Raw genomic sequence first — 26602 nt, 5'->3', positions numbered from 1 at the left:
TCTGCACTCGGTGCCGACCTGACCGGGGCCTGCGCTTCGGCTCGCAGCCTGGGCGCGGTGTGCCGGGGGATGGGTCATCCTGTGTGCCATGACCTCTGAGGTCACGCTCCGCCCGGCGGAGACCGCCGATTGGCCCGCGATCTGGGAGATGTTGCGTCCGGTCTTTCGGGCGGGGGCGACCTATGCGATTGACCCGGAGATCTCCGAGGCGGATGCGCGCGCCTATTGGATGGCGCCGGAGCGGCAGACCTTTGTGGCCGAGCGGGCGGGGGAGCTCTTGGGCACCTATTACCTCGTGGCGAATTTTGGCGGGCCCGCGGACCATATCTGCAATTGCGGCTATGTGACCGCGCCCGCGGCCCAGGGGCGCGGGGTGGCGCGGGCCATGCTCGCCCATTCCCTGGAGGCCGCGCGACATGCGGGGTTCCGGGCGATGCAGTACAATTGCGTCGTTGCGACCAATACGCGGGCGGTGGGTCTTTGGCAGGCCCATGGGTTCGAGATCGTCGGCACCCTGCCCGAGGCGTTCCGCCACCCTGCCGAGGGGCTCGTGGACGCCTATGTCATGATGAAACGCCTGTAACGCCGGAGAGCCCCTGTGACCTCAATCCACCGTGAACGCCCGCTATTGGCCGTTCTGATCGATGCCGACAATGTCCCGGCGAAGTTCGCCGAGGCCATCCTGAAAGAGATCGCGTCCATCGGCGAGCCCGCCTTGCGCCGGGTCTATGGCGACTGGTCCAGCGGGCGCTTGCGCAACTGGTCGGACAAGGTGCTGAGCCTTGGGCTGGTGGCGCATCAGGACACGGCCAACACAACCGGCAAGAACGCTTCGGATATCGGTCTGGTGATCGATGCAATGGATATCCTCCATGGCGGGCGGTTCGATGGTTTTGTGCTGGTCAGCTCGGACAGCGATTTCACCAGTCTTGCCAACCGGTTGCGCGAGGACGGCAAGGAGGTGATCGGGATCGGCGAGAAGAAAGCGCCCGAGAGCCTGCGCAATGTTTGCAACCGCTTCATCTTCATCGAGAACATTGTGCAGGACCGGGGTGAAGAAACCTCGACCGCGCGCTCGGCCAATCGCGAGAAAGCGGCGGATGCGGTGCCGCTGATCCTGAACGCGATGGACGAGATCACTCAGGATGACGATTGGTATCCGCTCGGCCAGTTGGGCCAGTATATCTCGGCGGTGAACCCGGATTTCGACACGCGGAGCTATGGCCACCGCAAGCTGAGCAGCCTGATCGCAGAGCTCAAGCGGTTCGAGACCAAGAAGGTCGGCAATCAACTGGTGGTGCGGCGGCTCGACTAGGACAGCGCGGTGCCATAACGGGCGAGGAACATCTCGACCGCGCCGGACAGGACCCGTTTGACCTCTGCCGGGGTCGGTGCGGGGGGCACCCGCATCAAAAGACGCATCTGCAGATCCGCCCGGCACAGTTCGACAAACTGGTCCGCGGCCAGTGTGAGATCGTCGATCTCCAGCTCGCCGCGCGCGCAGGCTTCGGCAAAGTAGTCGCACAGCGCGGCCTGGGTCGCCATGGGGCCGGTGTCGTAGAACGCCTGGGCCAGCTCGGGAAAGCGCTCGCCTTCGGCAATGCAGAGCCGGAAAATCCCCAGCCCCATCACCGACAGGCTGAAGCCGATGATGGTCTCGCCTGCCTGGGTGAGGACTTGCGCCGGCTGGGCGGAGCGATCGATATCGGTCATCGCCCGGTCGGTGATCGCGCCGATCTCGACCCGGGTCACTTCGAGAAAGAGCAGCCGCTTGTCATCGAAATAGCTATAGAGCGTCGCCTTGGAGACCCCGGCCTCGCGGGCGATGTCATCCACGCTTGCGCCCTCGAACCCGTCACGCAGAAACACGCGGCGCGCGCCTTGCAGCACATCTTCATATTTCCGGCCACGTCTGACCTGCGAGGGGACGTTCATGCAATCTCCGATCCTGACCCGAGCATAGAGCGCCGGGCGCACCGGTCTCAAGTCCATGGTTGAAATCCGTGTCGCAGGGCTCTAATTTAGAATCATTCTAAAGTGAGGCCATCCCCCATGGTTACCCTGTCCCGTCGGCGTTTTTCCGATCTCAGCGAAATGGAAGTGCTCGCGCTCGCCATTGCCTCGGAAGAGGATGACGGGCGCATTTATCGTACCTATGCGATGCATCTGCACAGTGACTTCCCCGAAAGCGCCCGGATCTTTGAAGAGATGGCGAAGGAGGAGGAGACCCATCGCACCCGTCTGATCGAGCTCTTTCAGGCGCGGTTTGGCGAGACCATCCCGCTGATCCGGCGCGAGCATGTGGCGGGGTTCTATGCGCGGCGGCCGATCTGGTTGATGGAGAATCTGAGCATCGAGCGGATCCGGGCCGAGGCCGCGATGATGGAGCGGGATGCCAGCAGCTTTTACCACAAGGCGGCGCAGCACTCGTCCGATGCGCAGACCCGCAAGCTTCTGGGGTGGCTTGCGGCGGCCGAGGCCGGGCATGAACGTCTCGCCGAAACCCTGACCGATCAGGTCTCCGAGGACGCGCGCGGCGAGGAAGAGGCCGTCGCCAAGCGCAAATTCATCCTGACATGGGTGCAGCCAGGGCTGGCCGGGTTGATGGATGGATCGGTTTCGACCCTCGCGCCGATCTTTGCCGCCGCCTTTGCCACGGGCGATACATGGCAGACCTTTCTCGTGGGGCTGGCGGCCAGTGTCGGCGCCGGGATCTCCATGGGCTTCACCGAGGCCGCCTCCGATGACGGAGAGCTGTCGGGCCGGGGCGCGCCGTGGAAACGGGGGCTGGCCTCGGGGGTGATGACCACCCTGGGCGGGTTGGGCCATGCATTGCCCTATCTGATCCCGGATTTCTGGACCGCGACGACCATCGCGATCATCGTCGTCTTCATCGAGCTCTGGGCCATTGCCTGGATTCAGCAGAAATACATGGAGACGCCCTTCCTGCGCGCGGCCCTGCAGGTGGTGCTGGGCGGGGGGCTGGTTCTGGCCGCAGGGGTTCTGATCGGCTCGGGCTAGGCCGCGTCATTCTTTCTTTTGGGGGCGCTTCGGGCTTGGCGCTGCCCGGGGCTGATGTAAGGTGCCGCCATGCTGGCGATTTTTCTGCAAACCCTCCCGTTCTTTGCGATTATCGCCTTGGGGTATGGGGCCGGGCGCACGAATTTCTTCTCGCCCGAGGCCACGGCCTATCTGACGAAATTCGTCTTCTACTTCGCGCTGTCGGCCATGCTGTTCCGATTTGCGGCCAATCTCAGCCTGTCCGAGATCCTCGATTGGCAGATCGTGGGGGCATATCTCTGGGCGACCGGGGTGATCTACCTGCTGGCCACGGCGGTGGCGCTGGTCCGCAAGCTCGGGATCGAGGAGGCTGCGGTCGAAGCGCAATGTGCGGTGATCGGCAATGTGGGCTTTCTCGGGATCCCCATGCTTGTGCTCTTGCTGGGTGAGGCGGCGGTGGGCCCCGTCCTGCTGGTTCTGACCGTGGATCTGATCGTCTTTGGTAGCCTGATCGTGATTCTGATCACCGGGTCCCGGGATGGGCGGGTCTCCTTCGGGGTGCTGCAATCCGTGGGGCTGGGTCTGGTCAAGAACCCAATGATCGTGTCGATCTCGCTGGGGCTGCTTTGGTCCGGGCTGGCGATCCCGATCCCGGGGCCGATGAACGCGTTTCTCGACATCATCGGCTCGGCGGCCACGCCCGGGGCGCTTTTTGCCATTGGCGCGTCGCTCGCCACGAAATCCGCGGAACGGATCCAGGTGGCCGGATGGCTGTCCTTCTGCAAGCTTGTGATCCATCCCGCGGCGGTCGCCCTCGCCGCACTGGTGATCTTCCCGGTGGAAGACAGCTACGCCGCCGGTGTCATGATCGCTGCGGCGGCCCTGCCGACGGCGGGCAATGTCTATATCCTCGCCCAGCATTACGGTGTCGCCCCGGCCCGGGTGTCGGCCACGATCCTGATCTCGACCGCGCTGAGCATTCTGACCCTGTCGGCGATCATCGCCGCGCTCGGGCAGGGCTGGATATGAGCCTCTATATCGATGCGGATGCCTGCCCGGTGAAGGCCGAGGCCGAGCGGGTGGCGACCCGGCACGGGGTGCAGATGTATGTGGTTTCAAATGGCGGGCTGCGCCCGTCCCAGAACCCGCTGGTCGAGATGGTGTTCGTCCCCGACGGACCGGATGCAGCGGATATGTGGATCGCTGAGCGCGCGGGGCCGGGCGATGTGGTCGTGACCGGCGATATTCCTTTGGCCGCGAAATGTGTGGAGGCCGGGGCCGAGGTCCTCAAGCATAATGGCGAGCGGTTGACCCAGGCCAATATCGGCAATGTGCTGGCCACGCGGGACCTGATGGCCGATCTGCGCGCGGCGGATCCGTTCCGGCAAGGGGGCGGGCGCGCTTTCTCCAAGGCGGATCGGTCGCGATTTCTCGACGCGCTCGAACGCGCCCTGCGGGCGGCCAAGAGCAAACGATAACCCAAGCAGAACCTGCAACCGAAAACACTGTTTCCGCAACGAAAACTGGTATTGGTGAATCCTTGACATGGAGCGGCGCAACAAAGATTGTGGCGCATGCGTCAAGCTTTTGGCGCGTTTAACGAATAATTAGTGGAGATATTAACTATGATTCCGAGACTGCTGACGCTTTCAGCTGCCGCGATTGTCGCCGCAGGCGCAGCGCAGGCCATGACGATTTCGTCGACCTTTGACGCGGACCTCGAAGGATGGACCGGGGATGGTGGCTCGGTGAGCTATGTGGCGACGGGTGGCAACCCCGATGGCTACCTGTCTCAGACAGATGTCACGGGCACCTTGATGTTTGTAACGCTACCTGCGGCCTATAATGGCGACCTGTCCGCGTTCGACGGTGGGATGGTCGGGTTTGACGCCATCGATCTGGGCGGAAACGGCCCTGAGCTCGACGGCTTTGGCATTCTCTCGATTTCTGGCGCTGGCGGCACCGCCTCTGCCGATCTCTATGTGGGCCCGATTGCGGACACCTGGACCAGCGTGAGCGCGGCCTTCACGGCCACCACCTTTGGGGTCAGTCAGGCCACCTGGGAGGCTATCCTGGCCGATGTTACGAGCATGACTCTGGAGACAGAGTTCATCAACGGTCTGGTGGAAACTGCTGGCATCGATAATTTCGAACTGAAAGCGCCTGTCGCGCCGATCCCGCTGCCGGCGGGGGCGGTCCTGCTGCTTTCCGGGCTGGCTGGGCTGGGCTTGGCCAGACGCCGCAAATCCTGACACGATATGGGGGCTGGTCCTGGACCAGCCCTCTCTCGCCTCAGGCTGGGACGGGCGCTGCGCGCTCCCGGATGGGCAGGTGAACGAGGGCCGAGAAGAGACCCACGCCGACCCCGATCCACCAGACGAGGGTGTAGTCGCCATAGACGTCGTAGAGCCGCCCGCCGAGCCAGACGCCCATGAAGCTGCCGATCTGGTGGCTGAGGAAGACCACGCCATAAAGCGTGCCCATGTATTTCAGCCCGTAGAGATGCCCAATCAGTCCCGAGGTCAGCGGGATTGTCGCCAACCACAGGGACCCCATGGCCAGCGAGAACAGGATCACCGTCTCGGGCGTGATCGGCACCATGATGAACGCTACCGCCACCAGCGTCCGGCCAAGGTAGATCCCCGCCAGCAGGTTCTTTTTCACATAGCGCTTTCCGGCCCAGCCCGCGGCCAGCACCCCGGCGATATTCGCGATCCCGATCAAGGAGATCGCCACTGCCCCCAGCGCCGAGGTCGTCGTGATCCCAAGCCCGCTCAGCATGCCGCCGGGCGCGATGGGGCCGCAGAGCTCGGTCACGAAGGCCGGGAAATGCGCGGTGATGAAGCCCAGCTGATACCCGCAGGAGAAAAAGCCCAGAAAGATCAGGACAAAGCTCGGGTCTTTCAGGGTGCGGCTCAGCACGACCCCCATGGGCTCCGCGCGCTGAGACAGGGCCGAAGGGGGCGGGCTTTTGAGGGCTGGCAGAACCAGCAAGGTCGACAGGATGGCCAAGGCCAGGATCACGAAGACCGTCTGCAGGCCCAGCATCTGCAAGAGCATCTCGGTCAGGGGCGGGCCAAAGATCTGCCCCCCTGAGCCCGCGGCGGTGGCGATGGCCAGCGCCATGGAGCGGTTCTCGTCCGAGGCGGCGCGCCCGACAATGGCAAGGATCACCCCCATCCCCGTGCCCGCGATCCCGAAGCCCACCAGCACCTCGAGCAGGTTGTGTTGCATCGGGGTCGTCGCCCCGGCACTTAGCAACAGCCCGATCGCGTAAAAGGCTACGCCCAGAAGGATCGCCTTGCGGTCGCTGAACCGCTCTGCAATCGCGCCAAAGATCGGCGCGCCCAGCCCCCAGGCGAGGTTCTGGATCGCGATGGCCAGCGAGAAATCCGACCGGAGCCAGCCGAACTCCTCCTGGATCGGGATCTGGAACACGCCAAAGGCCGAGCGGATGGCGAAGCTGATCAGGATGATCGCACAGCCGGCCAGCAGGACCGGTGTGATCAGAGAGGGGCGCTGTGTCATGGGCGCGAGCCTGCGGCGATGGGTCGGGACGGTCAAACGAATATTTCTGGCCCTCACCATCAAAATCGCTTAACCGTAGCGGGCGAAAGGACCCGGATATGTCGGAATTAACCGAGCGTTATCATGCGCTTGTTGCTGCGGGCGAGATCACGGCGGATGCCGCGCAGGTGAGTGTCCTTCACGTGCTCGACGGGCTGATGGACACGCTGTATGCGCCTGCGCCCAAACGGGGCCTGCTCAAGCGCTTTGCCAAGCCGCAAGCGCCCGAGGGCAAGCGGGGCGCCTATCTCTGGGGCGGGGTGGGGCGTGGCAAGTCCATGCTGATGGACCTGTTCTACGAGACCGCGCCGATTGCCGACAAGCGGCGGGTGCATTTCCACGCCTTCATGCAAGAGATCCATGCCGCCCTGCACGAGGCGCGCAAGACCGGGGTCGAGGATGCGCTCGCGCCCGTGGCCGCCGATGTGGCCAAGGATCTGCGCCTGCTGTGTTTTGACGAGATGCAGATCACCGACATCACTGACGCGATGTTGGTGGGGCGGCTTTTTGACCTTCTGTTTGCGCGCAACGTGGTGATCGTGGCGACGTCGAACCGGGTGCCGGATGATCTCTACAAGAACGGGCTGAACCGCGATCTCTTTCTGCCGTTCATCGCGCTGATCAAGGAACGGCTCGTTGTGCATGAGCTCGTCTCCGAGACCGACTATCGCCAGAACCGCCTGACCGGGGCGCAGCGCTATTTCACGCCCAAGGGGGCGGAGGCGCGCGCCAAGCTCGACGCGATCTGGGCGGACCTGACCGGGGGCGAGAACCACCCGCTGACCCTGACGGTGAAGGGGCGCGCGCTGGAGATCCCGCGCTATCACAACGCGGTGGCGCGGATGCGGTTTTGGGAGCTTTGCGGTCAACCCTTGGGGGCCGCCGACTACCTCGCGCTGGCCGAGGCGGTGCGCGTGCTGCTTCTCGATGACATCCCGGCGTTGGGGCGTACGAATTTCAACGAGGCCAAGCGCTTCGTCACCCTGATCGACGCGCTCTACGAGGCCAAGGTGCAGCTGATCTGTTCGGCCGAGTCGCAGCCCGAAACCCTCTATATCGAGGGCGAGGGCACCTTTGAGTTTGAACGCACCGCCTCCCGTCTGCGGGAGATGCAGGATGCGACTTGGGGCACGGAGGACTAGCCCCGCGCCCCTGGGCGGCGCCCGAAAGCGCCAACCGGATCAGAGAGCCTCGAGCAGGGCCTCGCCGCCGGAGGTCTCGCAGACGCCGGGATTTTCCTCGGCATGGAGCACGGTCACCGTGCCATCCTCGACCACCATGGCATAGCGCTTGGACCGCGCGTGCAGCCCGGCGGGCGGCGCGTCGAAATCCATGCCAACGGCCTTGGTAAAGGCGCTGGCCGGATCGCCCAGCATGGTGATGCCTGCGCCCGCGGCCCCGGTGGCCTCACCCCAGGCCTGCATCACGAACGGGTCGTTCACCGACACACAGATGATCTCGTCCACGCCCTTGGCGGCGAAGTCGTCCTTGGTGCGCATGAAGCTCGGCACATGGGCCGAGTGGCAGGTGGGCGTATAGGCCCCGGGCACCGCGAAGATCACCACTTTGCGCCCGGCGGTCAGGCTCGAGACCGTGACCTCTTCGGGTCCTTCGGCGCCCAGTTTCACCAGCGTGGCCTCGGGCAGTTTGTCCCCTGTTTGCATTGCGTATTCCCTTCGCGTTGCGTTTCGCACTAGACCGCATATAGCTTTTGCACAGCCAGACACCAGAGCGAATACGGAGCCCCGCCCATGTCCCACATAGTCATTATCGGCGCTGGCCAGGCGGGCAGCGCGCTGGCCGCGAAACTGCGTAGCTCCGGCTTTGAGGGCGATGTGACCCTGCTCGGGGCCGAGGCTGTGCCGCCCTATCAGCGCCCGCCTTTGTCCAAGGCGTACCTGCTGGGCGACATGGCGCAGGAGCGGCTCTACCTGCGGCCCGAAGCGTATTACGCCGAAAACGGCATCACCCTCCGAACGGGGACCGAGGTGACGGGGATCGATCTGGCCGCCAAACAGGTGCAGATCGGGGATGAGGTGTTGGCCTATGACCAGCTCGCGCTGACCACCGGTTCGACGCCCCGGCGCCTGCCCGCGGCAATCGGCGGGGATCTGGAGGGCGTCTTCACCGTGCGCGACCTGCTGGATGCGGATGCCATGGCGCCGCTGCTGGTTGAGGGCAAGAAGGTGCTGATCGTCGGTGGCGGGTATATCGGCCTCGAGGCGGCGGCGGTCACCGCCAAGAAGGGACTCAGCGTCACGCTGGTCGAGATGGCGGACCGGATTCTGCAGCGGGTCGCGGCCCCGGAAACCTCGGATTTCTTCCGGGACCTGCACAAGGGGCACGGGGTCGATCTGCGCGAGGGGGTCGGCCTCGACCGGCTACTGGGCGAGGGCAAGGTCAAGGGCGCGCGCCTGACCGACGGAACCGAGATCGATGTGGATTTCGTGGTGGTCGGTGTCGGTATCTCGCCCGGCGCCGCGCTGGCCGAGGCGGCGGGGCTGACCGTCGAGAACGGCATCTGGACCGATGAGATGGGCCGAACCTCGGACCCGTCGGTCTGGGCCGCCGGGGATTGCGCCTCTTTGCCCTATGGCGGGGCACAGATCCGGCTCGAGTCGGTGCAAAATGCCATTGATCAGGCCGAGGCCGTGGCGGCGAACATGCTCGGTGCCGAGACACCCTATCATCCGAAACCGTGGTTCTGGTCGGACCAGTATGACGTGAAACTGCAAATCGCCGGGCTGAACACGGGCTATGACCGCGTTGTGGCCCGCGAGGATGAGGGCGCGCGGTCTCACTGGTATTTCGCAGGCGAGCGTCTGCTGGCCGTGGACGCGATGAACGCGCCGCGGGCCTATATGGTCGGCAAGCGCCTGATCGAGGGCGGCCGGAGCCCCGCGCTCGACGTCATCGCGGATCCCGAGACCGACCTCAAAGCGTTGCTGCGAGGCTGACGCGCCGATGCGCATCATCGCGGGGGCGTTTGGCGGACGGCGGTTGGCCAAGCTTGGCAAGGGCGATCTGGCGGCGCATCTGCGCCCGACCCCGGACCGGGTGCGCGAGGCGCTCTTCTCATCCCTGACCTCCGGAGCCTATGGCGACCCGATCACCGGGGCCCGCGTGCTCGACCTTTTTGCCGGGACCGGGGCGCTGGGGCTCGAGGCCCTGTCGCGCGGGGCGGCGGAGGTGACCTTTGTCGAGAATGGTCGCGTGGCCCAGAGCCTTCTGCGCGAGAATATCGCAACCCTGCGCGTGGCGGATCAGACCACGCTGATCGGGCGCGATGCGGTCAAGCGCCCGTCTCATCCCGGCGCGCCCTTCGATCTGGTCTTTCTCGATCCGCCCTATGGCAAGGGGCTGGGGGCGCGGGCGCTCTCGGTGCCGGGCTGGATCGCGCCGGGCGCCTTGATCGTCTGGGAGGAAAACGCGCCCCAGACCCCGCCCGAAGGCTTCACCTTGCTGGACCATCGCCGCTATGGCGACACCCATGTGACCCTGCTGGAGGCAGAGGCCGGCTAGGCCTGCCGAACGCAAAAGGGCCGAACGCAAAAGGGCCGACCCAATGGGCCGGCCCTGCATGTTTCCTGAGGCGTGGCTCAGTTCAGCGGTGCGCTGTCGCTCCGCGTGACCTGCACGGCAGCCCGCGCATCGGCCACCAGACCCGCCCCGTCGAGACCCTTCTCGGTCATCTCGGCAATCCACGCCTGCGTGACCTCATCCCCAAGCAGGGCAATCTCGCCGGTCAGCTCGGGCGACATGGTCGCGATCTCGTTGCCCGCATCGGTCATGGCCTGCTTGCCGGTGGTATCCCCGGTATCATGGGCGCGCCCGGCCCAGGCCGAAGCGGCAAAGCCGGAATTCGCGTCGATCACGGCCTTCAGATCATCGGGCAGGCTGTCATACTTGGCCTTGTTCATCGCCCAGATGAAGAAAAGGTTATAGAGGCTCTTGTCGCCCGCCACATCCGTGTGGCTGTCGGTCAGCTCGTCGAGCTTGAGCGACGGCGACATCTCCCATGTGATCACACCGCCATCAACGACGCCGCGCGACAGGGCTTCGGGGAAGGCGGGCACGGCCATGCCCACAGGAGTGGCGCCAACTTCCTTGAGCAGCAGTGTCGCCGGGCGCGACGGCCCGCGCAGCTTGAGACCCTTGAAATCGCCCAGTTCGGCGATTGCGGGGCCTTTCTTGTGGACCAGCCCACGCCCGTGCATGTGGGCCGCGATCACCTTCACATCGGCGAAATCATCCATCAGGTGCTTCTGGGTATAGACCCAGGCCGCCTTGGAGGCGTCTTCGCCGGATTTCGTGGTCATGAAGGGCAGCTCCATGGCCTCGGCCTCGGGGAAGCGGCCGGGCTGGTAGCCGGGGATCACCCAGCCGCCATCCACGGCGCCGTCGCGGATCAGGTCATACTGGTTCGGGGCTTTGCCGCCGAGCTGCATGAACGGGTAGAGCTCGACCTTGATGCGGCCATTGCTGTCGGCCTCGATCTTGCGGGCCCAGGGCTCCATGAAATGGGTCGGGTTCGCGCTGAGCGGCGAGACGAAATGCTGAAACCGGAGCGTGACCTCCTGCGCGATGCTCGGCAGAGCGGTGGCGGAGAGGGCAAGCATGGCCAGAGCGGCGGTCTTGGAGAGGAAGGTCATCGCTGGGGCCTCCTTTACAATCTGAATACGGTCCTGCGAGCAGGTGTCGAAGGCGCGTGATACGGCGCGCCGCCGACAGTATCTAGGGTTAAAACGCCCTAGTTGCAAATCATTCGCAAAAACAATGCAGGGCAAATGATCGCAACCAAATGGTCAAATATCTGAAACAAGTCGATTTTCTGCATTGGATTAAAACACAGGAATTATTTTCTGCGCGTCCGGCGGGCGAACACACCCGCACTCAGGCGGGGACCAATCCGCTGCGGGCAGCGCTCACATATTGGGCAATCCGATCGAAATGCCGGTCCCAGGTTCCGCAGCACCCGCCCCAGATGTCGACCTTGGGATAACGCCCTGCGAGATCGCCCATGCGGCGGCCCAGATCCTCGGGGTCGCCCTCCTCGATATGGCCGAGCTTGCAGAGGGAGACCTTGTCCATGCTCACCGCGTTCGGGCGCAGGGAGCGGATACGATCCGTCCAATCCCCGGGCTCCAGAGCGGGCTCAAACTCCAGCGGGTGGGAGCAGTTGATGCCATAGCTGTCGGGCCGCGCCGCACCGGTCGCGGCATCCGTTGCCTCGATCGCCTCTTTCAGCGACGGACCCGATTTCAGCTTATGGTGGCTGTCCAACGTGAAGGAGAGGTTGAGCGGCACGCCGATCCGGGCCGCCGCGCGGCTGATCCCGACTGCCTCGGGGATGTTGTTGATGGTCGCCGCCCAGACGAGATCGACGCCACACTCCTTGAGGTTTTCGATCTGCGTCGCGTGATACTCCTCAGCCTCCTCTGCGGTGATATCGCGGTTCAGGGCATAGGCATCGCCGCGTGGCCCGAGGCAGCCGGCGATGGCGATATGGGGGATCTGTCCCGCATAGGGCGCCGAGACCTCGCGCAGGAAATCGATGCATTTCTGCTGCATCTCGCGCAGGCCTTCGGCGGAATAGCCGAGCTTCTCGGCCCAATCCGGGCTCGCGCGATAGTCAAACCCGGCCAGCAGCGCCCCGCATTGATGCCGAGCCACCACGTCGAGATAGCGGCGGTACATGTCATGCATATCGGCCACGGCGGCGGGCTTGTTCATCAGCTCAAACACCGCGAACTCGCGCAACTCATGACCGTGCCGGTACATCAATTCCGTCTCGGTGCCGCCTTCGGCGAGGTAAATCTGATTATTTAGTCTTGGAAATTCAGCGCTTTGAAATGACATTGGGGTCTCCTAGGGTGCCTCAGGCTACCAGAAAAGGCCTCTCTTGTCTGCGCAGGGGGATCAGAGCGTGTAGGTCGGGTGGAACAGGCCGCCGGGCGAGAGGGTGAAGATCTCGCAGCCATCGGCGGTCACGCCGATCGAGTGCTCGTATTGCGCGCTCAGGCTCTTGTCGCGGGTTACGGCGGTCCAGTCATCGGCCAGGACCTTGGTCTCCGGGCGGCCCAGATTGACCATGGGCTCGATGGTGAAGAACATACCCTCTTCGAGGACCGGCCCGGTCCCCTTGCGCCCGTAATGCAGCACATTCGGCGGCGCGTGGAACACGCGGCCCAGCCCATGCCCGCAGAAATCGCGCACCACGGACATGCGGTGGCTTTCCACGTAAGTCTGGATCGCGTTGCCGATATCGCCAAAGGTGTTGCCCGGGCGGACCGCCTCGATCCCCTTGAAGAGGGCATCATGGGTCACCTGGATCAGGCGCTCGGCCCGGCGGGCCAGCTTGCCCGCCACATACATCCGCGAAGTGTCGCCGAACCAGCCATCCACGATGACCGTCACGTCGATATTGAGGATGTCGCCATCCTTGAGCTTCTTCTCGCTGGGGATGCCGTGGCAGACCACATGGTTGATCGAAATGCAGGAGCCGTGCTTGTAGCCCTTGTAGCCGATGGTCGCCGAGGTCGCCCCCGCCGCATCGACCTTGTCGGTGATGATCCGGTCCAACTCGCCCGTGGTGACGCCCGGAACCACATGGGGCGCGATCTCGTCGAGGATCGTCGCCGCCAGCTCCCCGGCCTTGCGCATGCCGGCGAAGTCGCCGCGTTCATAGAGGCGAATACCATCCTTGGTCAGGGTTGCCCGAGGTTGTTCGTTCACGCTGGTCTCCATCATGCATGACAGATAAGGGTTTTTCCGCCGTGCTGCTAGCCCCGCTTAGGCGGTTTGCCGCGCAGGATCAACGGGAAGCGCGTGACCGAGCGTCACTCCGCCGATCTCGATCTCGGTGCCGTAGCAGAGCATCTCAACCCCCGCCTCCCGGGCTGCGTCGAAGGCGGCCGCATAGCCCGGATCGAGATCCGGCGCCATGCGCAACCGGGTGCAATCCGTGCGCTGCACGAGATAGAGCATGACGGCCCGGTGCCCGGCCTCGACCATGCGGCTGAGCTCGACCAAATGCTTCGCACCCCGGGTGGTCACGCTGTCGGGAAACTCGGCCCAATCGCCATCGCGGCGCAGGTGGACATTCTTCACTTCCACATAGGCGTCGGGCAGCCCGTCCTGGGTGGCCAGGAAATCCACGCGGGAGTTGGTCCCGTATTTCACCTCGGGCCGGATCGTCTTGTAGGCGGCAAGCTCGGCAATCGCGCCCGCGACCAAAGCCTCGCCCACCACCTTGTTGGGCACCGAGGTGTCGATCCCGGCCATGTGCCCATCCTCCAGCTCGACCAGACGCCAGCCGTAGTTGAGCTTCGTCTTGGGGTCGTCGTTGGGCTCGAGCCAGATCCGCCGGCCCGGCTCCTTCAATCCCAGCATCGCGCCGGGATTGGGGCAATGGGCGCGGACCTCTTCGCCGGTTTCCTCGAGCGTGGCATCGCTGAGAAAGCGGTTATAGCGCCGGATCAGGCGCGCGGGGACGAGAGGGGTTTGAAAGCGCATGATGCTCGACCTATACCGAGGCGCAGCACAAGGAAAGAACCACGCGATGAGCACACCCACAGCCGCCATGATCGTGATCGGGGACGAAATCCTGTCCGGCCGCACCCAGGACAAGAACATGCACCACCTCGCCGGGGAGCTGACGGCCAAGGGCGTGCCGCTGGTCGAGGCGCGGGTGATCTCGGATGACGCCGAGACAATCATCGCCACCGTGCGCGAGCTGAGCGGGCGTTACACCCATGTCTTCACCTCCGGTGGGATCGGGCCGACCCATGACGACATCACCGCCGACGCGGTGGCGGCGGCCTTCGAGCGTCCGATCGATGTGCGCGAGGATGCGCGCGCGCTGCTGGCGGCCCATTACGCGGCCACGGGCAAAGAGCTCAACGATGCGCGCCTGCGCATGGCGCGTATTCCGGACGGGGCCAGCCTGATCGAGAACCCGGTCAGCACCGCGCCGGGCTTCACCATCGAGAATGTCCATGTGATGGCAGGGGTGCCTTCAGTGTTCCGGGCCATGGTCGCCTCGGTGCTGGCCACGATCAATGGTGGTGCGCCGATCCTGTCCGAAAGCCTGCAGGTGATCCGCCCCGAAAGCGAGATCGCGGGCCCTCTGGGGGATCTGGCGGCGCGCTATCCGGACCTGTCCTTTGGCTCCTACCCGTTCATCCGCGACGGTGTGTTCGGCGCCAATGTGGTGGTGCGCGGGACCGAGCCCGGTCTGCTGAGCGAAGCTGTCACCGCCCTGCGGCAGGCCTTCCCCGAGGCCGCATGAGCGCGCTCTGGGCGGCCATTGATGCGACCTGGGCCGCGCCGCAGACCCATCGCAGCGGGCCCTTCCTGCTGCGCGAGGGGCAGGGCGGGGGGCAACGGGTCTCGGCGGCCACCCTGAGCGAGGCCGAAGGGCCGGACCCGAGCACGGATGAGATCGACGCCGCCGCATCCGCCATGACCGCGCTAGGCCAGCGTCCGCTCTTCATGGTGCGGGGGGCGCAGACCGGCTTTGACGCACGGCTTGCCGCGATGGGCTACACGATCAACGACCCGGTCGTGGTGATGACCGCCCCGATCGACACCGTGGCGCAGGATGGCCCGCCTCCGGTCAGCGCCTTCGCGATCTGGCCACCGCTGCAGATCATGTGCGAGATCTGGGACGCGGGCGGGATCGGTCCCGCGCGCCGGGCGATCATGGCCGGGTCCAGCGACCCCAAGACCGCCATTCTGGGCCGGGTCCGCGACCGCGCGGCGGGCTGCGCCTTTGTCGCGCTGCATCAGGGCATCGCCATGATGCATGCGGTCGAGGTCAGCGCGCCTCTGCGCCGTCTAGGCACGGCGCGCAACATGACCCTCGGGGCTGCCGACTGGGCGCGTCGCCACGGGGCCCATACCTTTGCCATCCTGACCACGCGCGAGAACGCCGCAGCCCAAGGGGTCTACGCTTCCCTCGGCATGGTCCCTGTGGAACAGTACCATTATCGCCAAGACCCCAACTGGATGGAGCCCGCGCCGTGACCGATACACCAGAGCTTGTAACCGCGCTTGATCTGCCCGCGGTGGACCCGCTCCCGCCGGAAACGGCCAAGTATTTCGCGATCTGCGAGGAAAAGCTCGGGCTCGTGCCCAATGTGCTGAAGGCCTACGCCTTTGACATCGACAAGCTGAACACCTTTGCGGCGCTCTATAACGACCTGATGCTCGCCGAGAGCGGTCTGACCAAGCTCGAGCGCGAGATGATTGCCGTGGTCGTGTCCTCGGTGAACCGGTGCTACTACTGCCAGGTGGCCCATGGCGCGACCGTGCGCGAGCTGTCTGGCAACCCGGAGCTGGGTGAGCAGATGGTGATGAACTACCGGGTGGCGGATATTGATGCGCGAACCATGGCCATGCTCGACTACGCGGTCGCCCTGACCGAGGCGAGCGCGAAGGTCACCGAAGCGGATCGCGACATCCTGCGGGGCCACGGGTTCAGCGATCGCGATATTTGGGACATCGCCAGCGTCACGGGCTTTTTCAACATGACGAACCGGCTCGCCTCCGGTGTCGATATGCGCCCGAATGCCGAGTATCACGGGGCGCATCGGTGAAATGGCTGGCCGGGATCGTCCCGGCCTGTCTGGCCAGCGCTCTTTGCGCGCAAGACATCTCGCTGCCCGAGGGCGCGCGCCTGATCCATGATGCAACCGACCGGGCCATCCGCGCACGCCTGCCTGCGGACCGGGCGGCGGCAGGCGAGGTGCCAACCCGGATCGTCGAAGGCGATGCCCGCCACCGGGTCTGGCGGCTGGAGCCGGCCCATTCCGTTGCGAGCCTGATCGCGAGCCTTGCTCCGCAGCTGAGAGAGGCAGGCTACACGGCCTTTCTGACCTGCGAGACATGGGATTGCGGCGGCTACAATTTCCGCCTCGCCATGCCAGATGTGGATCCGCCGACCATGATCGTGGATCTCGGGCGGTTCGGCTATATCGGCGCCGAGGATCCCGGGACCGGCACGGTCCTCGGGCTCATTCTCAGCACGACCCGGGATGCGAGCTATGTGCAGCTTACCACCGTGACGCCCGCTGGCATCGCCGTCCCCGTGGCCGCGGGCCCCGCCGAGACGCCGCCCGATGCCCTGCTCGCGCCGACCCCCGACCCGTCCGGGTTCAGCGCGGCGTTTCTGCGTGAGGGCGGGATCGTGCTCGAGGATCTGCGCTTCGAGGTCGGCAGTGCGACCCTCTCTGCCGGTCCCTTCGCCTCGCTCAGCGCGCTGGCCGGGTTCTTGCGGGACAATCCGGATCGCCGCGTTGTGCTGGTCGGGCATTCCGATGCTCAGGGCTCGACCGCGGGCAACATGGCGCTGTCCAAGCGCCGGGCCGAGGCGGTGCGCGCGCGCCTGCTATCGGAATACGACCTGCCGGGAGATCGGGTGCAGGCGGATGGGGTGGGCTATCTCGCCCCCCGCGCCAGCAATGACACCGAAACCGGGCGCGAGGCGAACCGGCGGGTCGAGGCCGTTCTGGTGCAGCCCTGAGCGGTCAGAGCGTGCTGGGCTGCCCGTCCGGCGCGTATTCCGCCACGAGGAAGTCGATGAAGGCGCGCACCTTGGGCTGGGTGAACCGGCCCGGCGGATAGACCGCATAGATGCCCAGATCCTCGTACGGCAGATCCGGCAGGACTTCGACCACCTCACCGGCCTCCAACGCCTTGCGATAGAGGAAGGTGGGCAGATAGGCGATGCCAAGCCCGGACGCAGCTGCATTGAGCAGCGATTGCCCGTCATTGACCGTCAGCCAGCCCGCTGTTCGGATCTGCCGTCTCTCGCCGGACGGGGCCGTGATCTTCCACAAATTCCCCGAGGCCTGGTTCGAATAGTGCAGCAGTTTGTGGTCGCTCAGATCGTCGATCTTCTCCGGGGTCCCGAAGCTTTCGAGATAGCCGGGTGCTGCCACCAGACGTTTCGACGTCTCGGTCAGCTTGCGCGCCCGGAGCGTGCTGTCCTCCAGCTCGCCGACCCGCACGGCCAGATCGAAACCCTCGGAGATCAGCTCCACATAGCGGTTGTTCAGCACCATGTTGATCTGGATGTCCGGAAATTCATGCAGGAACTTGGCCAGCACCGGAGAGAGGTGATTGACCCCGAAATCCGTGGCCACCGAGATCCGCAGCAATCCGCTAGGCTGGGACTGCATGGCATTGACGAGGGCATCGGCCTCGCCCGCATCATTGAGCACCCGCCGCGCCCGGTCGTAATAGGCCAGCCCGATTTCGGTCGGGCTCACCCGGCGCGTTGTCCTGTTGAGCAGGCGTGCGCCGAGACGCGCCTCGAGCGACGAGACGTGTTTGGAGACCGCAGATTTCGAGATCCCCATCTTTTTGGCCGCATCGGTGAATCCGCCTTGGTCCACCACTGTGGCAAATGCTTCCATTTCGGTCAGTCGGTCCATCGGATTGATCCTGGCAGCTACATTCACTGATCAGGTATCGGAGACAATTCAGGCGTTATTGGGCCGTCATCCCGTCATTATAGGGATTTTGCCCAGCTATTGTTGGCGGAATCCGCTGCAACCCGGCCAGAACGTGGCGATGCCGCTATTTTGCCTTGTTTTCCGAAGGATTTAGCGGCGCCCCGACCGTTAGAGCCCTGTGGCCAGTGCCACCCTTTGGATCCCGAAAAAGTGACCGGAGCACGACGAATTTGCAGCCCGGGTCGGATGCAGGCCCGGCGGCGGGTCGCCCCGGGCCGCGCGGTCAGAGCGTGGCGGCCAGCCGCGCGCCCTGATCGATGGCGCGTTTCGCGTCGAGCTCGGTGGCCACATCCGCCCCACCGATCACATGGACGGGCATACTGGCATCGCTCAGCGCATCGGCGAGGCTCCGGTCGGGCACCTGCCCGGCGCAGAGCACCACCGTATCGACCGCCAGCGTCTCCGGGTCGTTGCGCGCCTCGCCCCTGGAGATCTGCAATCCGTCCTCGGTCACCGCTTCGTAATTCACGCCGCCGATCATCTGGACGCCCTTCATCTGAAGACTGGCGCGGTGGATCCAGCCCGTGGTCTTGCCCAGCCGCTTGCCGAGCTTCTCGGACTTGCGCTGCAACAGGGTGATCTGGCGGGCGCTGGCTTCGGGTTGCGGACCCTCGGGCGCGAGACCGCCCCGGATCTCGGCCGGGTCCGCCACACCCCATTCGCGCTGCCACAGCTCGGGGTCTTCGGTCGGGCTCTCGCCCTGATGGGCAAGGTATTCGGCCACATCGAAACCGATCCCGCCCGCGCCGACAATCGCTACGCGCGGACCAACCTCGGCCCCGCCGCGCAGCACATCTATATAGGACAGCACATTCTCGGCGTCCTGACCTGGGATTGCCGGGTCGCGCGGCAGCACGCCCGTGGCCACCACCACCGCGTCATAGCCCGCGACGGTGTCGGGGGTGACCTCTGTCCCAAGGCGCAGCTCGACCTGCCGCTCGGCGACCATGGTCTCGTACCAGTCCACGAGGCCGTGGAACTCCTCCTTGCCGGGGACCATGCGCGCCATGTTGAGCTGTCCGCCGATCCGGTCCGCCCGGTCAAAGAGCGTGACCGCATGGCCCCGCTCGGCGGCGACGAGCGCCGTGGACAGGCCCGCAGGCCCGGCGCCGACAATCGCGATCTTGCGCGGCGTCTCGGCGGGCGCATAGGTCAGCTCGGTCTCATGGCAGGCGCGCGGGTTCACAAGGCAAGAGCTCAGCTTGCCCGAGAAGGTATGGTCGAGGCAGGCCTGGTTGCAGGCGATGCAGGGCGCGATGGTCTCGGACCGCCCGGCGGCGGCCTTGGCGACGAAGTCCGCATCCGCGAGGAAGGGCCGCGCCATCGAGACCATGTCCGCGCAGCCTTCGGCCAGCACCTCTTCGGCGACCTCGGGCGTGTTGATCCGGTTCGACGTGATCACGGGGATCGTGACCTCGCCCATCAGCTTCTGGGTGACCCAGGCAAAGGCTTTGCGCGGCACCGAGGTGGCGATGGTCGGGATCCGTGCCTCGTGCCATCCGATCCCGGTGTTCAGGATCGATGCGCCCGCGTCCTCGATGGCATGGGCGAGCTGCACGACCTCTTCCCAGCTGGAGCCATTGGGGATCAGATCGATCATGCTCAGCCGGTAGATCACGATGAAATCCGGGCCGACGGCTTCGCGCACCCGGCGCACAACCTCGACCGGCAGGCGCATCCGGTTCTCGTAGCTGCCGCCCCAGCGATCCTCGCGCCGGTTGGTATGGGTCACGAGGAACTGGTTCAGGAAGTAGCCTTCCGAGCCCATGACCTCGACCCCGTCATACCCGGCTTCGCGGGCTCGGGCGGCGGCGGTGGCGATATCGGCGATCTGCTTTTCGATGCCCTCTTCATCCAGTTCCTTGGGCGGAAAGGGGGAGATCGGGGATTTCACCGCCGAGGGGCCGACGCAATCGGGCGAATAGGCATAGCGCCCGGCATGGAGGATCTGCATCGCGATCTTGCCCTCGGCCGCGTGGACCCGGTCCGTCACGATCCGGTGGTTGGCGATGTCCTCGGGCGTGAACAGCCCTGCCGCGCCGGGAAACACGCCGCCCTCCTTGTTGGGTGCCATGCCCCCGGTCACCATCAGGCCCACGCCGCCCCGGGCGCGCGCCGCATAGAACTCGGCCACCCGGTTCCAGTCGCGCGTCTCTTCGAGCCCGGTATGCATCGACCCCATGAGCACCCGGTTGCGCAGGGTCGTATGCCCGAGCTCCAGCGGGCGCAGGAGGTGCGGATAGGCTGTCATGATGGCTCTCCGGTGGTGTGACGGTTGGCGCGCAGACTGCCGGGGGGCGGACGGGATGTCATCCGCAACGCTGCGTCAGTCCTTGGGCGGCCGGGTGGTCCGCGCCCGCGCCTCGGCCTGAAAGGCGGCGCGCAGCTGGTCGAGCTCGGCCCGCAGCAGTGCAACCTCGCCGCGCAGGTCATCGGCCAGATCGCCCCCCGCGAGGATCGGCAGACGGGCCAGCACCGTGTCGGTGGCGGTGTCGGTGATCAGAAAGACCGAGGTCCCGTCGCGCAAGGCCGCAACGGGCAGGGTCCAGCGGACCTCCCACAGACCCGGCTGGCCGGGCAGGGCGGTGATCTCGGGCTCGGCAACCCGGGTGCCGTCGCGAAACACCGCAAGCTCCGGGGCGGCTGCGGGTGTGGGGGCGCTGAGACGGCCTTGCCAGATGCCCTCCGCGAAGGCGGTCATGTCCAGCTGAAAAGGTGTGGTGTCGGCAGGGGACATGGGCATCACAGCTCCGCTCGGGGATGGCGCGACAGGATCAGGTCGTGGAGTGTGACGCGTCGCATGGCCGGGTCTTCGACCATCAGGTCGATCCAGACCCGCTCCACCGGCAGGTCGCGCAGATCGCCATAGGCCAGATCGAAGGCGATCTCGGTGGCCCCGTCTTCGCCGGGCGGGACTTCTGCCAGCATCTGCGCGGTGTTCGGGCCTTGCTGCAGGTTCAGGCGGCCATAGAGCCGCGTCTGCGCGCTCATCTCGACAGCAAGCGTCAGCCTAAGCACATCGCGCAGGCCGATCGCGCTCGTCTGCGCCTCGGGCAGGGTCAGGACCAGCGACAAAAAGGACCCCTGGAACCGCAACGTGTCCAGCGACAGGGCAAAGCGGGCCGGGGCAGCGACGGGCGCGAGGGTCTGACGCAGGGTGATCTCGGCCAGCGGGCAGTCGTGAAACAGCGTAAGGTCCGGGCTGACCTCGGTCCCGGTCTCCGGCCCGACATGGGCGGCGGGCAGGGTCGCACGGGTCCAGCAGAGGGGCCTGTACGCGTCGAGCGCGCCGGCCGGGCCGGTTGCGGGCGTGCCCGCAAGGGCGCGCAGCGCGGCGTCTGCGTCTCGGGCGTCGCGATCCGCCATCCCGCGCGACAGGCGCGCGGCGTCCCGGCGCGCGCGCAGCTCTTCGGCGGTCTCGCCCGAGGGCGCGTCCCCGGCGAGCGGGTCCTTCTGTCCGGTGATCAGATCGCTCAATCGGCGCAGCATGCGGCGTGGTCCCTTTCCATCGGCCCATGGACTGGCGCGTCCCCCTCCGGGGCGCACGCCATTACCCTACCGCTGAACGCCCGCGCGGCAAGCGCGAAGCGGGTGCGCCCTATTGCGCCTCGGCCACCGTGGCGGGATTGCTGCGCTGGATCGCGGTGACGAAGTCGCGCGCCGCCGCCAGACCCTCACGCGCCGAGAGCGGATCCGCCTCGAACCCCAGCACGGCCAGGGCAACCACCCGCCCGTCCACATCGAGAAAGGCCCGCCAGTGCTCGGCACTCATGCCGGGCGCATAGCTCGGGCTGGTGTCGCGGGTATGGACATAGAGGACATCGCCGCGCTCGAAACTGTCGAGGATCGTGACCGTCTCGGCCTCCTTCGCGCGGCTGAGCATCGCGCGCCCTGTCTCCGAGCGCAGGAATTCCGCCAGAACTGCGGCCTGGCTTGCGACCTCGATCGCGTCGGTCTCGCGGACGGTGGCGGTCAGGACCGCGTGGATCGGGGGTTGCGGGGCCTCTTCCGAGCGGGTGATCGCCGCGCAGTTTCCCAGCAGGACAAAGGCCTGCGGGCCGCGATCCCGCGTGGCGAAGGGATAGACGCAGAACCCGTCGGGTCCGGCAATCGTGACCTCCCCGCGGGACACGGCGACAGTGGGTTGGCCGATGGCACCGATCGACAGGCCGATCGCGCCCAATTCGGCGCAGCCCGCCAGCATCAGGCTGGCGAGCCCGGCCAGGCCCGCATTGCGGACCCGGCGCAGAGCGAACCGCTCAGAGATCGGCGTAAACGTGCTTTTCTTCGCCGCCGCCGGGATGGGTCACCGCCCCGAGACGCGCGCCGCCCACGAGCTGGGCGTATTTCCACAGGGCACCGGTGGCATAGATCGTTTCGCGCGGCCCGGCCCAATTCGCCTTGCGCTCGGCCAGCTCGTCCTCGCTGAGCGCGACGGACAGCTCACCCTTGAGCGCGTCGATGGTGATCATGTCGCCATCCTGGAGCATCGCAATCGGGCCACCATGGGCCGATTCCGGACCCACATGCCCGACGCAGAAGCCGCGTGTCGCCCCCGAGAAGCGGCCATCGGTGATCAGCGCCACCTTCTTGCCCATGCCCTGACCCGACAGCGCGGCGGTGGTTGCCAGCATCTCGCGCATGCCCGGGCCGCCTGCGGGGCCCTCGTTGCGGATGACGAAGACATCGCCTTCTTCATAGGCGCGGTTCTGCACCGCTTCGAAGGCATCTTCCTCGCATTCGAACACGCGGGCCGGGCCGGTGAAGCTCAGCTGGTCCTCGGTCATGCCCGCGATCTTCACGATGGCACCTTCCGGGGCGAGGTTACCCTCCAGTCCGACAACACCGCCCGTGGTCGAAAGCGGCTTGTCCACCGGGTAGATCACCCGGCCATCGGCCTCGAGCGCGACCTTGTCGAGCTCTTCGCCCATGGAATAGCCCGTCGCGGTCATGCAATCTTCGTGGATCAGACCGGCGCGGCGCAGTTCGCGCATCACGACCGGCACGCCGCCCGCCTCGTACATGTCCTTGGCCACGTATTTGCCGCCCGGCTTCAGGTCGACGAAATAGGGCGTGTCACGGAAGATGTCGCAGACATCCTGCAGCGTGAAGGAGATCCCGGCCTCATGGGCAATCGCGGGCAGGTGCAAACCGGCATTGGTCGACCCGCCGGTGCAGGCCACGATCCGTGCCGCGTTTTCCAGCGACTTGCGGGTCACGATGTCCCGTGCGCGGATGTTCTTCTCGATCAGGTCCATGACCGCGCGGCCCGAGGCTTCGCCATAGGCATCACGGCTCTCATAGGGGGCAGGGGCCCCGGCGGAGTTCGGCAGCGCAAGGCCAATCGCCTCGGAGACACAGGCCATGGTGTTGGCGGTGAACTGACCGCCGCACGCCCCGGCGGACGGGCAGGCCACACGCTCCAGCACTTCGAGCTCGGCATCCGAGTAGTTCCCGGCCTGGTGCTTGCCCACGGCCTCGAACACGTCCTGAACCGTGACATCCTCGCCGTTCAACCGGCCCGGCAGGATCGAGCCGCCATAGATGAAGACCGAGGGCACATTCAGGCGCACCATGGCCATCATCATCCCCGGCAGGGACTTGTCGCAGCCCGCCAGACCGACAACCGCGTCATAGCAATGACCGCGCATGGTCAGCTCGACCGTGTCGGCGATCGCCTCGCGCGATGCCAGCGACGAACGCATGCCTTCATGGCCCATGGCGATGCCGTCGGTCACGGTGATCGTCGTGAATTCGCGCGGTGTGCCAGAGGCCTGCTTGACGCCCATCTTGACCGCCTGGGCCTGACGGCTGAGCGCGATGTTGCAGGGCGCGGCCTCGTTCCAGCAGGTGGCGACCCCGACCAGAGGCTGGTGGATCTCTTCCTCGGTCATGCCCATCGCATAGTAATAGGACCGGTGCGGCGCGCGGGCCGGGCCTTCGGTGACATGACGGCTGGGCAATTTGGACTTGTCGAACGGACGCTTGAGCATGACGTGTCTCTCCTGGCAATTGCCCCGCCTGATACGCGCTCGCGGGCGCGGGTACAAGATGGCGGGCACCTAACGGGCCGCTGACGGAGGGCTTGGCAGCCTCCGGGGGCTATTTCAGCCTCGGAGATTTTCATGACCCGTATTTCCCAATTGATGACTGCCCTGCTGACCCTTGCGCTGCCACTTCCGGCAGAGGCGCAGGACACGAACCCCGGCCTCAGTATCCTGCCGGAGTCCACGCTGATCGTTCGACCCCAGGCCGAGCTGATCGTCCGGCCCGAGATCCTGCGGGATCTACGCCTGAGCGCCACCCAGATTGAGCAATTCCTGCGCGCCCATCCCGAGTTGGACAAGGAGGCCAAGCCTTTGCCCGATGGGCGCATCGTCCTGCCGCCCGAACTGACCGAGGGCGCGCGCTATGGTTTTGAGAAACGCATGGCCATCGCCGGCCACGGACAGGCCTTCGATATCGAAGGTCGCCCGGTCGAGATCTCGCGCGGGGAGGCGGCCAAGCTTCTGTCCGAGATCCAGGAGGTCGCCTTGCTGGAGCGGCGCGCGGGTAAGCCCCGTGAGCTGCCGGACATGGATCGGTTGCTCAGAATGACCAAGATGCTCGATGAGTTGCGCGGGATCCGCGATCTCGACGACACGAACCGGCTCTATGCCCAGTACCTCACCATCCGGGCCGAGGCGCAGATGCTGGAGGATGAGCGCCGCTCGGCGCTGATCTGGCGGGCGGAGTTCCTGTCGCGGCTGCTCTTTCCCGAGCAACAGATCGAAGCGGTGCTGCGCCCCGAGATCCTGGAGGTGAAATTCCAGCTCGCCGAGTGGGTGATCGCCTCTCTGAGCCAGACCGATTACATGCGCAGTTGCGGGGCCGACGATGTGCCCGTACCGCCGGATTTCTCGACCAATTCGTCGAAATGGACGTTCCAGGGCAATCTTGCGAGCACTCTGATCGTGCAGGGTCAAACCGCGGCGGTCTATACCTATGCCTCGCCCTCGGTGCGCGGCAGCTGTATCGCCCTGCCGCGCGGATCCGGGGGCCCATCGAACGTGGCGGGCGTGATCTGTCAGAGTGCCGAGACCGGCAAGGCCTGTTTCTGGGACAACCTCGAAAAGGGCACCGGTGACATCATTCCCTTTGGCAACAACGCGGTCATCAAGATCCGCGAGATGCAGGACGCGACCGAGCTGTCGCAGAACTGCACCAGCTGCCATCGGGGCAATAACGTGTTCAACATCTCGCCCGATGACCCCACCTGGTGCCGTCTGCTGCGCGGTGGGAAGCCCGGGGCGAAGTGCAGCACCCTGTCGGGCCCGAACGCGGCGAACTTCACGACCGAGGTGGATCCGGGCGTTCTACCCCTGAGCGTGCCGGGGACCAATCCGCCGGTGCTCCATTCCCGCTATACGCCGCTTTCGGGGGCTCCGGCGCGCCCGGGTTGGGTGAACAACACCGGTCCGGGCTGTGGCAGCGCCTGCCATCTGGGGCCGAACGCGCCCTTCGCGCCGCCACTGATGCCGCCCGCCTGCGGCGCGAATTGCAACTGAGGACGGTTGTCCTCGGCGTCCGCGCGGGCCATAGGGTCCGCGCGCACAGCCGGAGCCATGCCCCATGTCCTTCTGGACCCCTGAATTCGACCGATTTGCCGCCCCCGCGCGGGCACGTCCCGCGCTGTGGCGGTTCTTTGCCGGTCTGGCCCTTCTGGTCGTGGTCTATATCGGGTGTCTCGCGGGGCTGTTTGGCCTGATCGCGCTGATCGGGGGCGAGGCGGCGCTGGTGCATTGGATGCAGCGGGTCGAACAGGCCGCCGGGCCGACCGCGACGCTCTTGCTGCTGGCGACGTTTGGCGGGGTGATCCTCGGGCTCTGGGCGGCGCTTCGGCTGGTCCATGGGCGCGGGCTGGCCACGACGCTTGGCCCACCGGGGCTGGGGCGGCGCGGCTTTCAACGCGCGGCGCTGATCACCGCTGCCGGGCTGGTCCTGTCCATGGTGCTGTTTCTGCCGCGGATCGAGATCCTGCCCAACCTGCCTTTCGCGATCTGGGCGTCTTTCCTGCCCCTCGCGCTCTGCCTGATCGCGGTGCAGACCGGGGCCGAAGAGATGCTCTTTCGCGGCTACCTGCAACAGGAGCTCGCCACGCGCTTTGCCAACCCTCTGGTCTGGATGCTCCTGCCCAGCATTCTGTTCGGGCTGGCCCATTACGACCCGACCGCCACCGGAGAGGTCGCCTGGATGGTGGCGCTGGCTGCCGGGCTCTTTGGCCTCCTGGCGGCGGACCTGACCCGGCGGACGGGTCATATCGGCGCGGCCTGGGGGATGCACTTTGCCAATAACTGCTTTGCGATCCTCGGGATCTCGGTGCAGGGCACGATCCCGGGCCTGTCCCTCTATACGACCGAGCTGGCGATTTCGGATGCCGCCGAGATCGCGCCGCTCCTGTGGCAGGATATGGCGATGACGGTTCTGCTCTACCTTGCGGTGCGCTGGGCTGTCGCGCGCTGATTGCATTTCCCGGC

At 65.8% G+C, this 26602-nt stretch carries 28 protein-coding genes; 15 read left to right on the top strand and 13 right to left on the bottom strand.

All coding sequences use genetic code 11. The features are described from left to right. The first annotated feature begins 88 nt into the window (after positions 1-88). Together ACP150_RS13015 and ACP150_RS13010 are read left to right on the top strand one after the other, a co-directional pair. Positions 89-583, top strand: a complete 495-nt coding sequence (locus ACP150_RS13015; protein ID WP_424967085.1) for an N-acetyltransferase family protein — start codon at positions 89-91, stop codon at positions 581-583. 24 nt (positions 584-607) lie between these two features. Continuing rightward, a complete protein-coding gene (locus tag ACP150_RS13010; RefSeq protein ID WP_424967226.1) occupies positions 608-1315 on the top strand; it encodes an NYN domain-containing protein in 708 nt (235 codons plus the stop codon). Here ACP150_RS13010 and ACP150_RS13005 read toward each other — a convergent pair. After that, the gene (locus ACP150_RS13005; protein WP_424967225.1) at positions 1312-1935 is read right to left on the bottom strand and encodes a TetR/AcrR family transcriptional regulator; all 624 of its coding nucleotides are present in this window, start codon (positions 1933-1935) and stop codon (positions 1312-1314) included. The genes ACP150_RS13010 and ACP150_RS13005 overlap by 4 nt on opposite strands. Positions 1936-2052: 117 nt before the next feature. Between ACP150_RS13005 and mbfA the strand changes: the two genes are divergently transcribed. The 4 genes from mbfA (at position 2053) to ACP150_RS12985 (ending at position 5252) form a co-directional block, all read left to right on the top strand. After that, the gene (gene mbfA / locus ACP150_RS13000; RefSeq protein WP_424967084.1) at positions 2053-3021 is read left to right on the top strand and encodes an iron exporter MbfA; all 969 of its coding nucleotides are present in this window, start codon (positions 2053-2055) and stop codon (positions 3019-3021) included. A 69-nt stretch (positions 3022-3090) separates the two neighbouring features. Further along, positions 3091-4029, top strand: coding sequence for an AEC family transporter (locus ACP150_RS12995; RefSeq protein WP_424967083.1), 939 nt, complete (start codon positions 3091-3093; stop codon positions 4027-4029). Beyond that, positions 4026-4478: a YaiI/YqxD family protein gene (locus tag ACP150_RS12990; RefSeq protein ID WP_424967082.1), complete on the top strand. Its 453-nt coding sequence runs from the start codon at positions 4026-4028 to the stop codon at positions 4476-4478. The genes ACP150_RS12995 and ACP150_RS12990 overlap by 4 nt, the downstream gene beginning before the upstream one ends. 147 nt (positions 4479-4625) lie before the next feature. Next, on the top strand, positions 4626-5252 hold the full coding sequence (locus tag ACP150_RS12985; RefSeq protein ID WP_424967081.1) for a VPLPA-CTERM sorting domain-containing protein: 627 nt from the start codon (positions 4626-4628) through the stop codon (positions 5250-5252). Positions 5253-5292: 40 nt separating this feature from the next. On the opposite strand, the gene ACP150_RS12980 is transcribed toward ACP150_RS12985, so the two are convergent. Next, complete coding sequence (locus tag ACP150_RS12980; protein ID WP_424967080.1) at positions 5293-6528, bottom strand: MFS transporter; 1236 nt, start codon at positions 6526-6528, stop codon at positions 5293-5295. A 98-nt stretch (positions 6529-6626) separates the two neighbouring features. On the opposite strand from ACP150_RS12980, the gene zapE reads away from it, so the two are divergent. Further along, entirely contained in the window at positions 6627-7709 is a 1083-nt protein-coding gene (zapE, locus tag ACP150_RS12975; RefSeq protein ID WP_424967079.1) for a cell division protein ZapE, read from the top strand. A gap of 39 nt (positions 7710-7748) precedes the next feature. On the opposite strand, the gene ACP150_RS12970 is transcribed toward zapE, so the two are convergent. Continuing rightward, on the bottom strand, positions 7749-8231 hold the full coding sequence (locus ACP150_RS12970; RefSeq protein WP_424967078.1) for a peroxiredoxin: 483 nt from the start codon (positions 8229-8231) through the stop codon (positions 7749-7751). A gap of 87 nt (positions 8232-8318) precedes the next feature. On the opposite strand from ACP150_RS12970, the gene ACP150_RS12965 reads away from it, so the two are divergent. Both ACP150_RS12965 and rsmD read left to right on the top strand, forming a co-directional pair. Next, a complete protein-coding gene (locus ACP150_RS12965) occupies positions 8319-9524 on the top strand; it encodes an NAD(P)/FAD-dependent oxidoreductase (protein ID WP_424967077.1) in 1206 nt (401 codons plus the stop codon). Positions 9525-9531: 7 nt separating this feature from the next. After that, the gene (rsmD, locus tag ACP150_RS12960) at positions 9532-10089 is read left to right on the top strand and encodes a 16S rRNA (guanine(966)-N(2))-methyltransferase RsmD (protein WP_424967076.1); all 558 of its coding nucleotides are present in this window, start codon (positions 9532-9534) and stop codon (positions 10087-10089) included. A gap of 77 nt (positions 10090-10166) precedes the next feature. Here rsmD and ACP150_RS12955 read toward each other — a convergent pair whose 3' ends face one another. The 4 genes from ACP150_RS12955 to sfsA all read right to left on the bottom strand — a co-directional run bounded on the left by ACP150_RS12955 (position 10167) and on the right by sfsA (position 14082). Continuing rightward, a complete protein-coding gene (locus ACP150_RS12955) occupies positions 10167-11219 on the bottom strand; it encodes a TRAP transporter substrate-binding protein (RefSeq protein WP_424967075.1) in 1053 nt (350 codons plus the stop codon). 241 nt (positions 11220-11460) lie between these two features. Next, complete coding sequence (locus ACP150_RS12950; protein ID WP_424967074.1) at positions 11461-12426, bottom strand: homocysteine S-methyltransferase family protein; 966 nt, start codon at positions 12424-12426, stop codon at positions 11461-11463. Between the two features lie 60 nt (positions 12427-12486). Then, positions 12487-13302, bottom strand: a complete 816-nt coding sequence (gene map, locus ACP150_RS12945; RefSeq protein ID WP_424967073.1) for a type I methionyl aminopeptidase — start codon at positions 13300-13302, stop codon at positions 12487-12489. Positions 13303-13359: 57 nt separating this feature from the next. Next, positions 13360-14082, bottom strand: coding sequence for a DNA/RNA nuclease SfsA (gene sfsA, locus ACP150_RS12940; protein ID WP_424967072.1), 723 nt, complete (start codon positions 14080-14082; stop codon positions 13360-13362). 46 nt (positions 14083-14128) lie between these two features. Here sfsA and ACP150_RS12935 point away from each other — a divergent pair, with 46 nt between their 5' ends. Genes ACP150_RS12935 through ACP150_RS12920 form a run of 4 tightly spaced genes read left to right on the top strand, consistent with a single transcriptional unit; the run spans position 14129 to position 17092 of the window. Further along, positions 14129-14857: a competence/damage-inducible protein A gene (locus ACP150_RS12935; RefSeq protein ID WP_424967071.1), complete on the top strand. Its 729-nt coding sequence runs from the start codon at positions 14129-14131 to the stop codon at positions 14855-14857. Beyond that, the gene (locus tag ACP150_RS12930; protein WP_424967070.1) at positions 14854-15594 is read left to right on the top strand and encodes a GNAT family N-acetyltransferase; all 741 of its coding nucleotides are present in this window, start codon (positions 14854-14856) and stop codon (positions 15592-15594) included. The genes ACP150_RS12935 and ACP150_RS12930 overlap by 4 nt, the downstream gene beginning before the upstream one ends. Continuing rightward, positions 15591-16166: a peroxidase-related enzyme gene (locus ACP150_RS12925; RefSeq protein WP_424967069.1), complete on the top strand. Its 576-nt coding sequence runs from the start codon at positions 15591-15593 to the stop codon at positions 16164-16166. Before ACP150_RS12930 ends, ACP150_RS12925 begins: the two co-directional genes overlap by 4 nt. After that, on the top strand, positions 16163-17092 hold the full coding sequence (locus tag ACP150_RS12920; RefSeq protein ID WP_424967068.1) for an OmpA family protein: 930 nt from the start codon (positions 16163-16165) through the stop codon (positions 17090-17092). The genes ACP150_RS12925 and ACP150_RS12920 overlap by 4 nt, the downstream gene beginning before the upstream one ends. 4 nt (positions 17093-17096) lie before the next feature. On the opposite strand, the gene ACP150_RS12915 is transcribed toward ACP150_RS12920, so the two are convergent. The 6 genes from ACP150_RS12915 to ilvD all read right to left on the bottom strand — a co-directional run bounded on the left by ACP150_RS12915 (position 17097) and on the right by ilvD (position 24079). Beyond that, the gene (locus ACP150_RS12915) at positions 17097-18005 is read right to left on the bottom strand and encodes a LysR family transcriptional regulator (RefSeq protein WP_424967067.1); all 909 of its coding nucleotides are present in this window, start codon (positions 18003-18005) and stop codon (positions 17097-17099) included. Between the two features lie 304 nt (positions 18006-18309). Next, positions 18310-20337 (bottom strand): FAD-dependent oxidoreductase, encoded by a 2028-nt coding sequence (locus tag ACP150_RS12910; RefSeq protein ID WP_424967066.1) that lies wholly within the window; start codon positions 20335-20337, stop codon positions 18310-18312. Positions 20338-20412: 75 nt separating this feature from the next. Beyond that, entirely contained in the window at positions 20413-20829 is a 417-nt protein-coding gene (locus ACP150_RS12905; RefSeq protein WP_424967065.1) for a hypothetical protein, read from the bottom strand. Continuing rightward, positions 20829-21575 carry a DUF6478 family protein gene (locus ACP150_RS12900; RefSeq protein WP_424967064.1) on the bottom strand — a complete coding sequence of 249 codons (747 nt, stop codon included), beginning with the start codon at positions 21573-21575 and terminating at the stop codon, positions 20829-20831. Before ACP150_RS12900 ends, ACP150_RS12905 begins: the two co-directional genes overlap by 1 nt. A 109-nt stretch (positions 21576-21684) precedes the next feature. Continuing rightward, entirely contained in the window at positions 21685-22290 is a 606-nt protein-coding gene (locus ACP150_RS12895) for a hypothetical protein (RefSeq protein WP_424967063.1), read from the bottom strand. A gap of 55 nt (positions 22291-22345) precedes the next feature. Then, positions 22346-24079, bottom strand: a complete 1734-nt coding sequence (gene ilvD / locus ACP150_RS12890) for a dihydroxy-acid dehydratase (RefSeq protein WP_424967062.1) — start codon at positions 24077-24079, stop codon at positions 22346-22348. A 132-nt stretch (positions 24080-24211) separates the two neighbouring features. Here ilvD and ACP150_RS12885 point away from each other — a divergent pair, with 132 nt between their 5' ends. After that, complete coding sequence (locus ACP150_RS12885) at positions 24212-25633, top strand: hypothetical protein (protein ID WP_424967061.1); 1422 nt, start codon at positions 24212-24214, stop codon at positions 25631-25633. 64 nt (positions 25634-25697) lie between these two features. Further along, entirely contained in the window at positions 25698-26588 is an 891-nt protein-coding gene (locus ACP150_RS12880) for a type II CAAX prenyl endopeptidase Rce1 family protein (protein WP_424967060.1), read from the top strand. Positions 26589-26602: the final 14 nt, after the last annotated feature.

Source organism: Dinoroseobacter sp. S375 (assembly GCF_049800775.1).
Lineage (GTDB): Bacteria > Pseudomonadota > Alphaproteobacteria > Rhodobacterales > Rhodobacteraceae > Dinoroseobacter.
This window is presented reverse-complemented; position numbering and strand designations above follow the sequence as displayed.

Coding starts and splice junctions, on each gene's coding strand:
- ACP150_RS13015 (WP_424967085.1), top strand. CDS start 89: ATGACCTCTGAGGTCACGCTCCGCCCGGCGGAGACCGCCGATTGGCCC.
- ACP150_RS13005 (WP_424967225.1), bottom strand. CDS start 1,935: ATGAACGTCCCCTCGCAGGTCAGACGTGGCCGGAAATATGAAGATGTG.
- mbfA (WP_424967084.1), top strand. CDS start 2,053: ATGGTTACCCTGTCCCGTCGGCGTTTTTCCGATCTCAGCGAAATGGAA.
- ACP150_RS12995 (WP_424967083.1), top strand. CDS start 3,091: ATGCTGGCGATTTTTCTGCAAACCCTCCCGTTCTTTGCGATTATCGCC.
- ACP150_RS12990 (WP_424967082.1), top strand. CDS start 4,026: ATGAGCCTCTATATCGATGCGGATGCCTGCCCGGTGAAGGCCGAGGCC.
- ACP150_RS12985 (WP_424967081.1), top strand. CDS start 4,626: ATGATTCCGAGACTGCTGACGCTTTCAGCTGCCGCGATTGTCGCCGCA.
- ACP150_RS12980 (WP_424967080.1), bottom strand. CDS start 6,528: ATGACACAGCGCCCCTCTCTGATCACACCGGTCCTGCTGGCCGGCTGT.
- zapE (WP_424967079.1), top strand. CDS start 6,627: ATGTCGGAATTAACCGAGCGTTATCATGCGCTTGTTGCTGCGGGCGAG.
- ACP150_RS12970 (WP_424967078.1), bottom strand. CDS start 8,231: ATGCAAACAGGGGACAAACTGCCCGAGGCCACGCTGGTGAAACTGGGC.
- ACP150_RS12965 (WP_424967077.1), top strand. CDS start 8,319: ATGTCCCACATAGTCATTATCGGCGCTGGCCAGGCGGGCAGCGCGCTG.
- rsmD (WP_424967076.1), top strand. CDS start 9,532: ATGCGCATCATCGCGGGGGCGTTTGGCGGACGGCGGTTGGCCAAGCTT.
- ACP150_RS12955 (WP_424967075.1), bottom strand. CDS start 11,219: ATGACCTTCCTCTCCAAGACCGCCGCTCTGGCCATGCTTGCCCTCTCC.
- ACP150_RS12950 (WP_424967074.1), bottom strand. CDS start 12,426: ATGTCATTTCAAAGCGCTGAATTTCCAAGACTAAATAATCAGATTTAC.
- sfsA (WP_424967072.1), bottom strand. CDS start 14,082: ATGCGCTTTCAAACCCCTCTCGTCCCCGCGCGCCTGATCCGGCGCTAT.
- ACP150_RS12935 (WP_424967071.1), top strand. CDS start 14,129: ATGAGCACACCCACAGCCGCCATGATCGTGATCGGGGACGAAATCCTG.
- ACP150_RS12930 (WP_424967070.1), top strand. CDS start 14,854: ATGAGCGCGCTCTGGGCGGCCATTGATGCGACCTGGGCCGCGCCGCAG.
- ACP150_RS12915 (WP_424967067.1), bottom strand. CDS start 18,005: ATGGACCGACTGACCGAAATGGAAGCATTTGCCACAGTGGTGGACCAA.
- ACP150_RS12910 (WP_424967066.1), bottom strand. CDS start 20,337: ATGACAGCCTATCCGCACCTCCTGCGCCCGCTGGAGCTCGGGCATACG.
- ACP150_RS12905 (WP_424967065.1), bottom strand. CDS start 20,829: ATGCCCATGTCCCCTGCCGACACCACACCTTTTCAGCTGGACATGACC.
- ACP150_RS12900 (WP_424967064.1), bottom strand. CDS start 21,575: ATGCTGCGCCGATTGAGCGATCTGATCACCGGACAGAAGGACCCGCTC.
- ACP150_RS12895 (WP_424967063.1), bottom strand. CDS start 22,290: ATGCTGGCGGGCTGCGCCGAATTGGGCGCGATCGGCCTGTCGATCGGT.
- ilvD (WP_424967062.1), bottom strand. CDS start 24,079: ATGCTCAAGCGTCCGTTCGACAAGTCCAAATTGCCCAGCCGTCATGTC.
- ACP150_RS12885 (WP_424967061.1), top strand. CDS start 24,212: ATGACCCGTATTTCCCAATTGATGACTGCCCTGCTGACCCTTGCGCTG.
- ACP150_RS12880 (WP_424967060.1), top strand. CDS start 25,698: ATGTCCTTCTGGACCCCTGAATTCGACCGATTTGCCGCCCCCGCGCGG.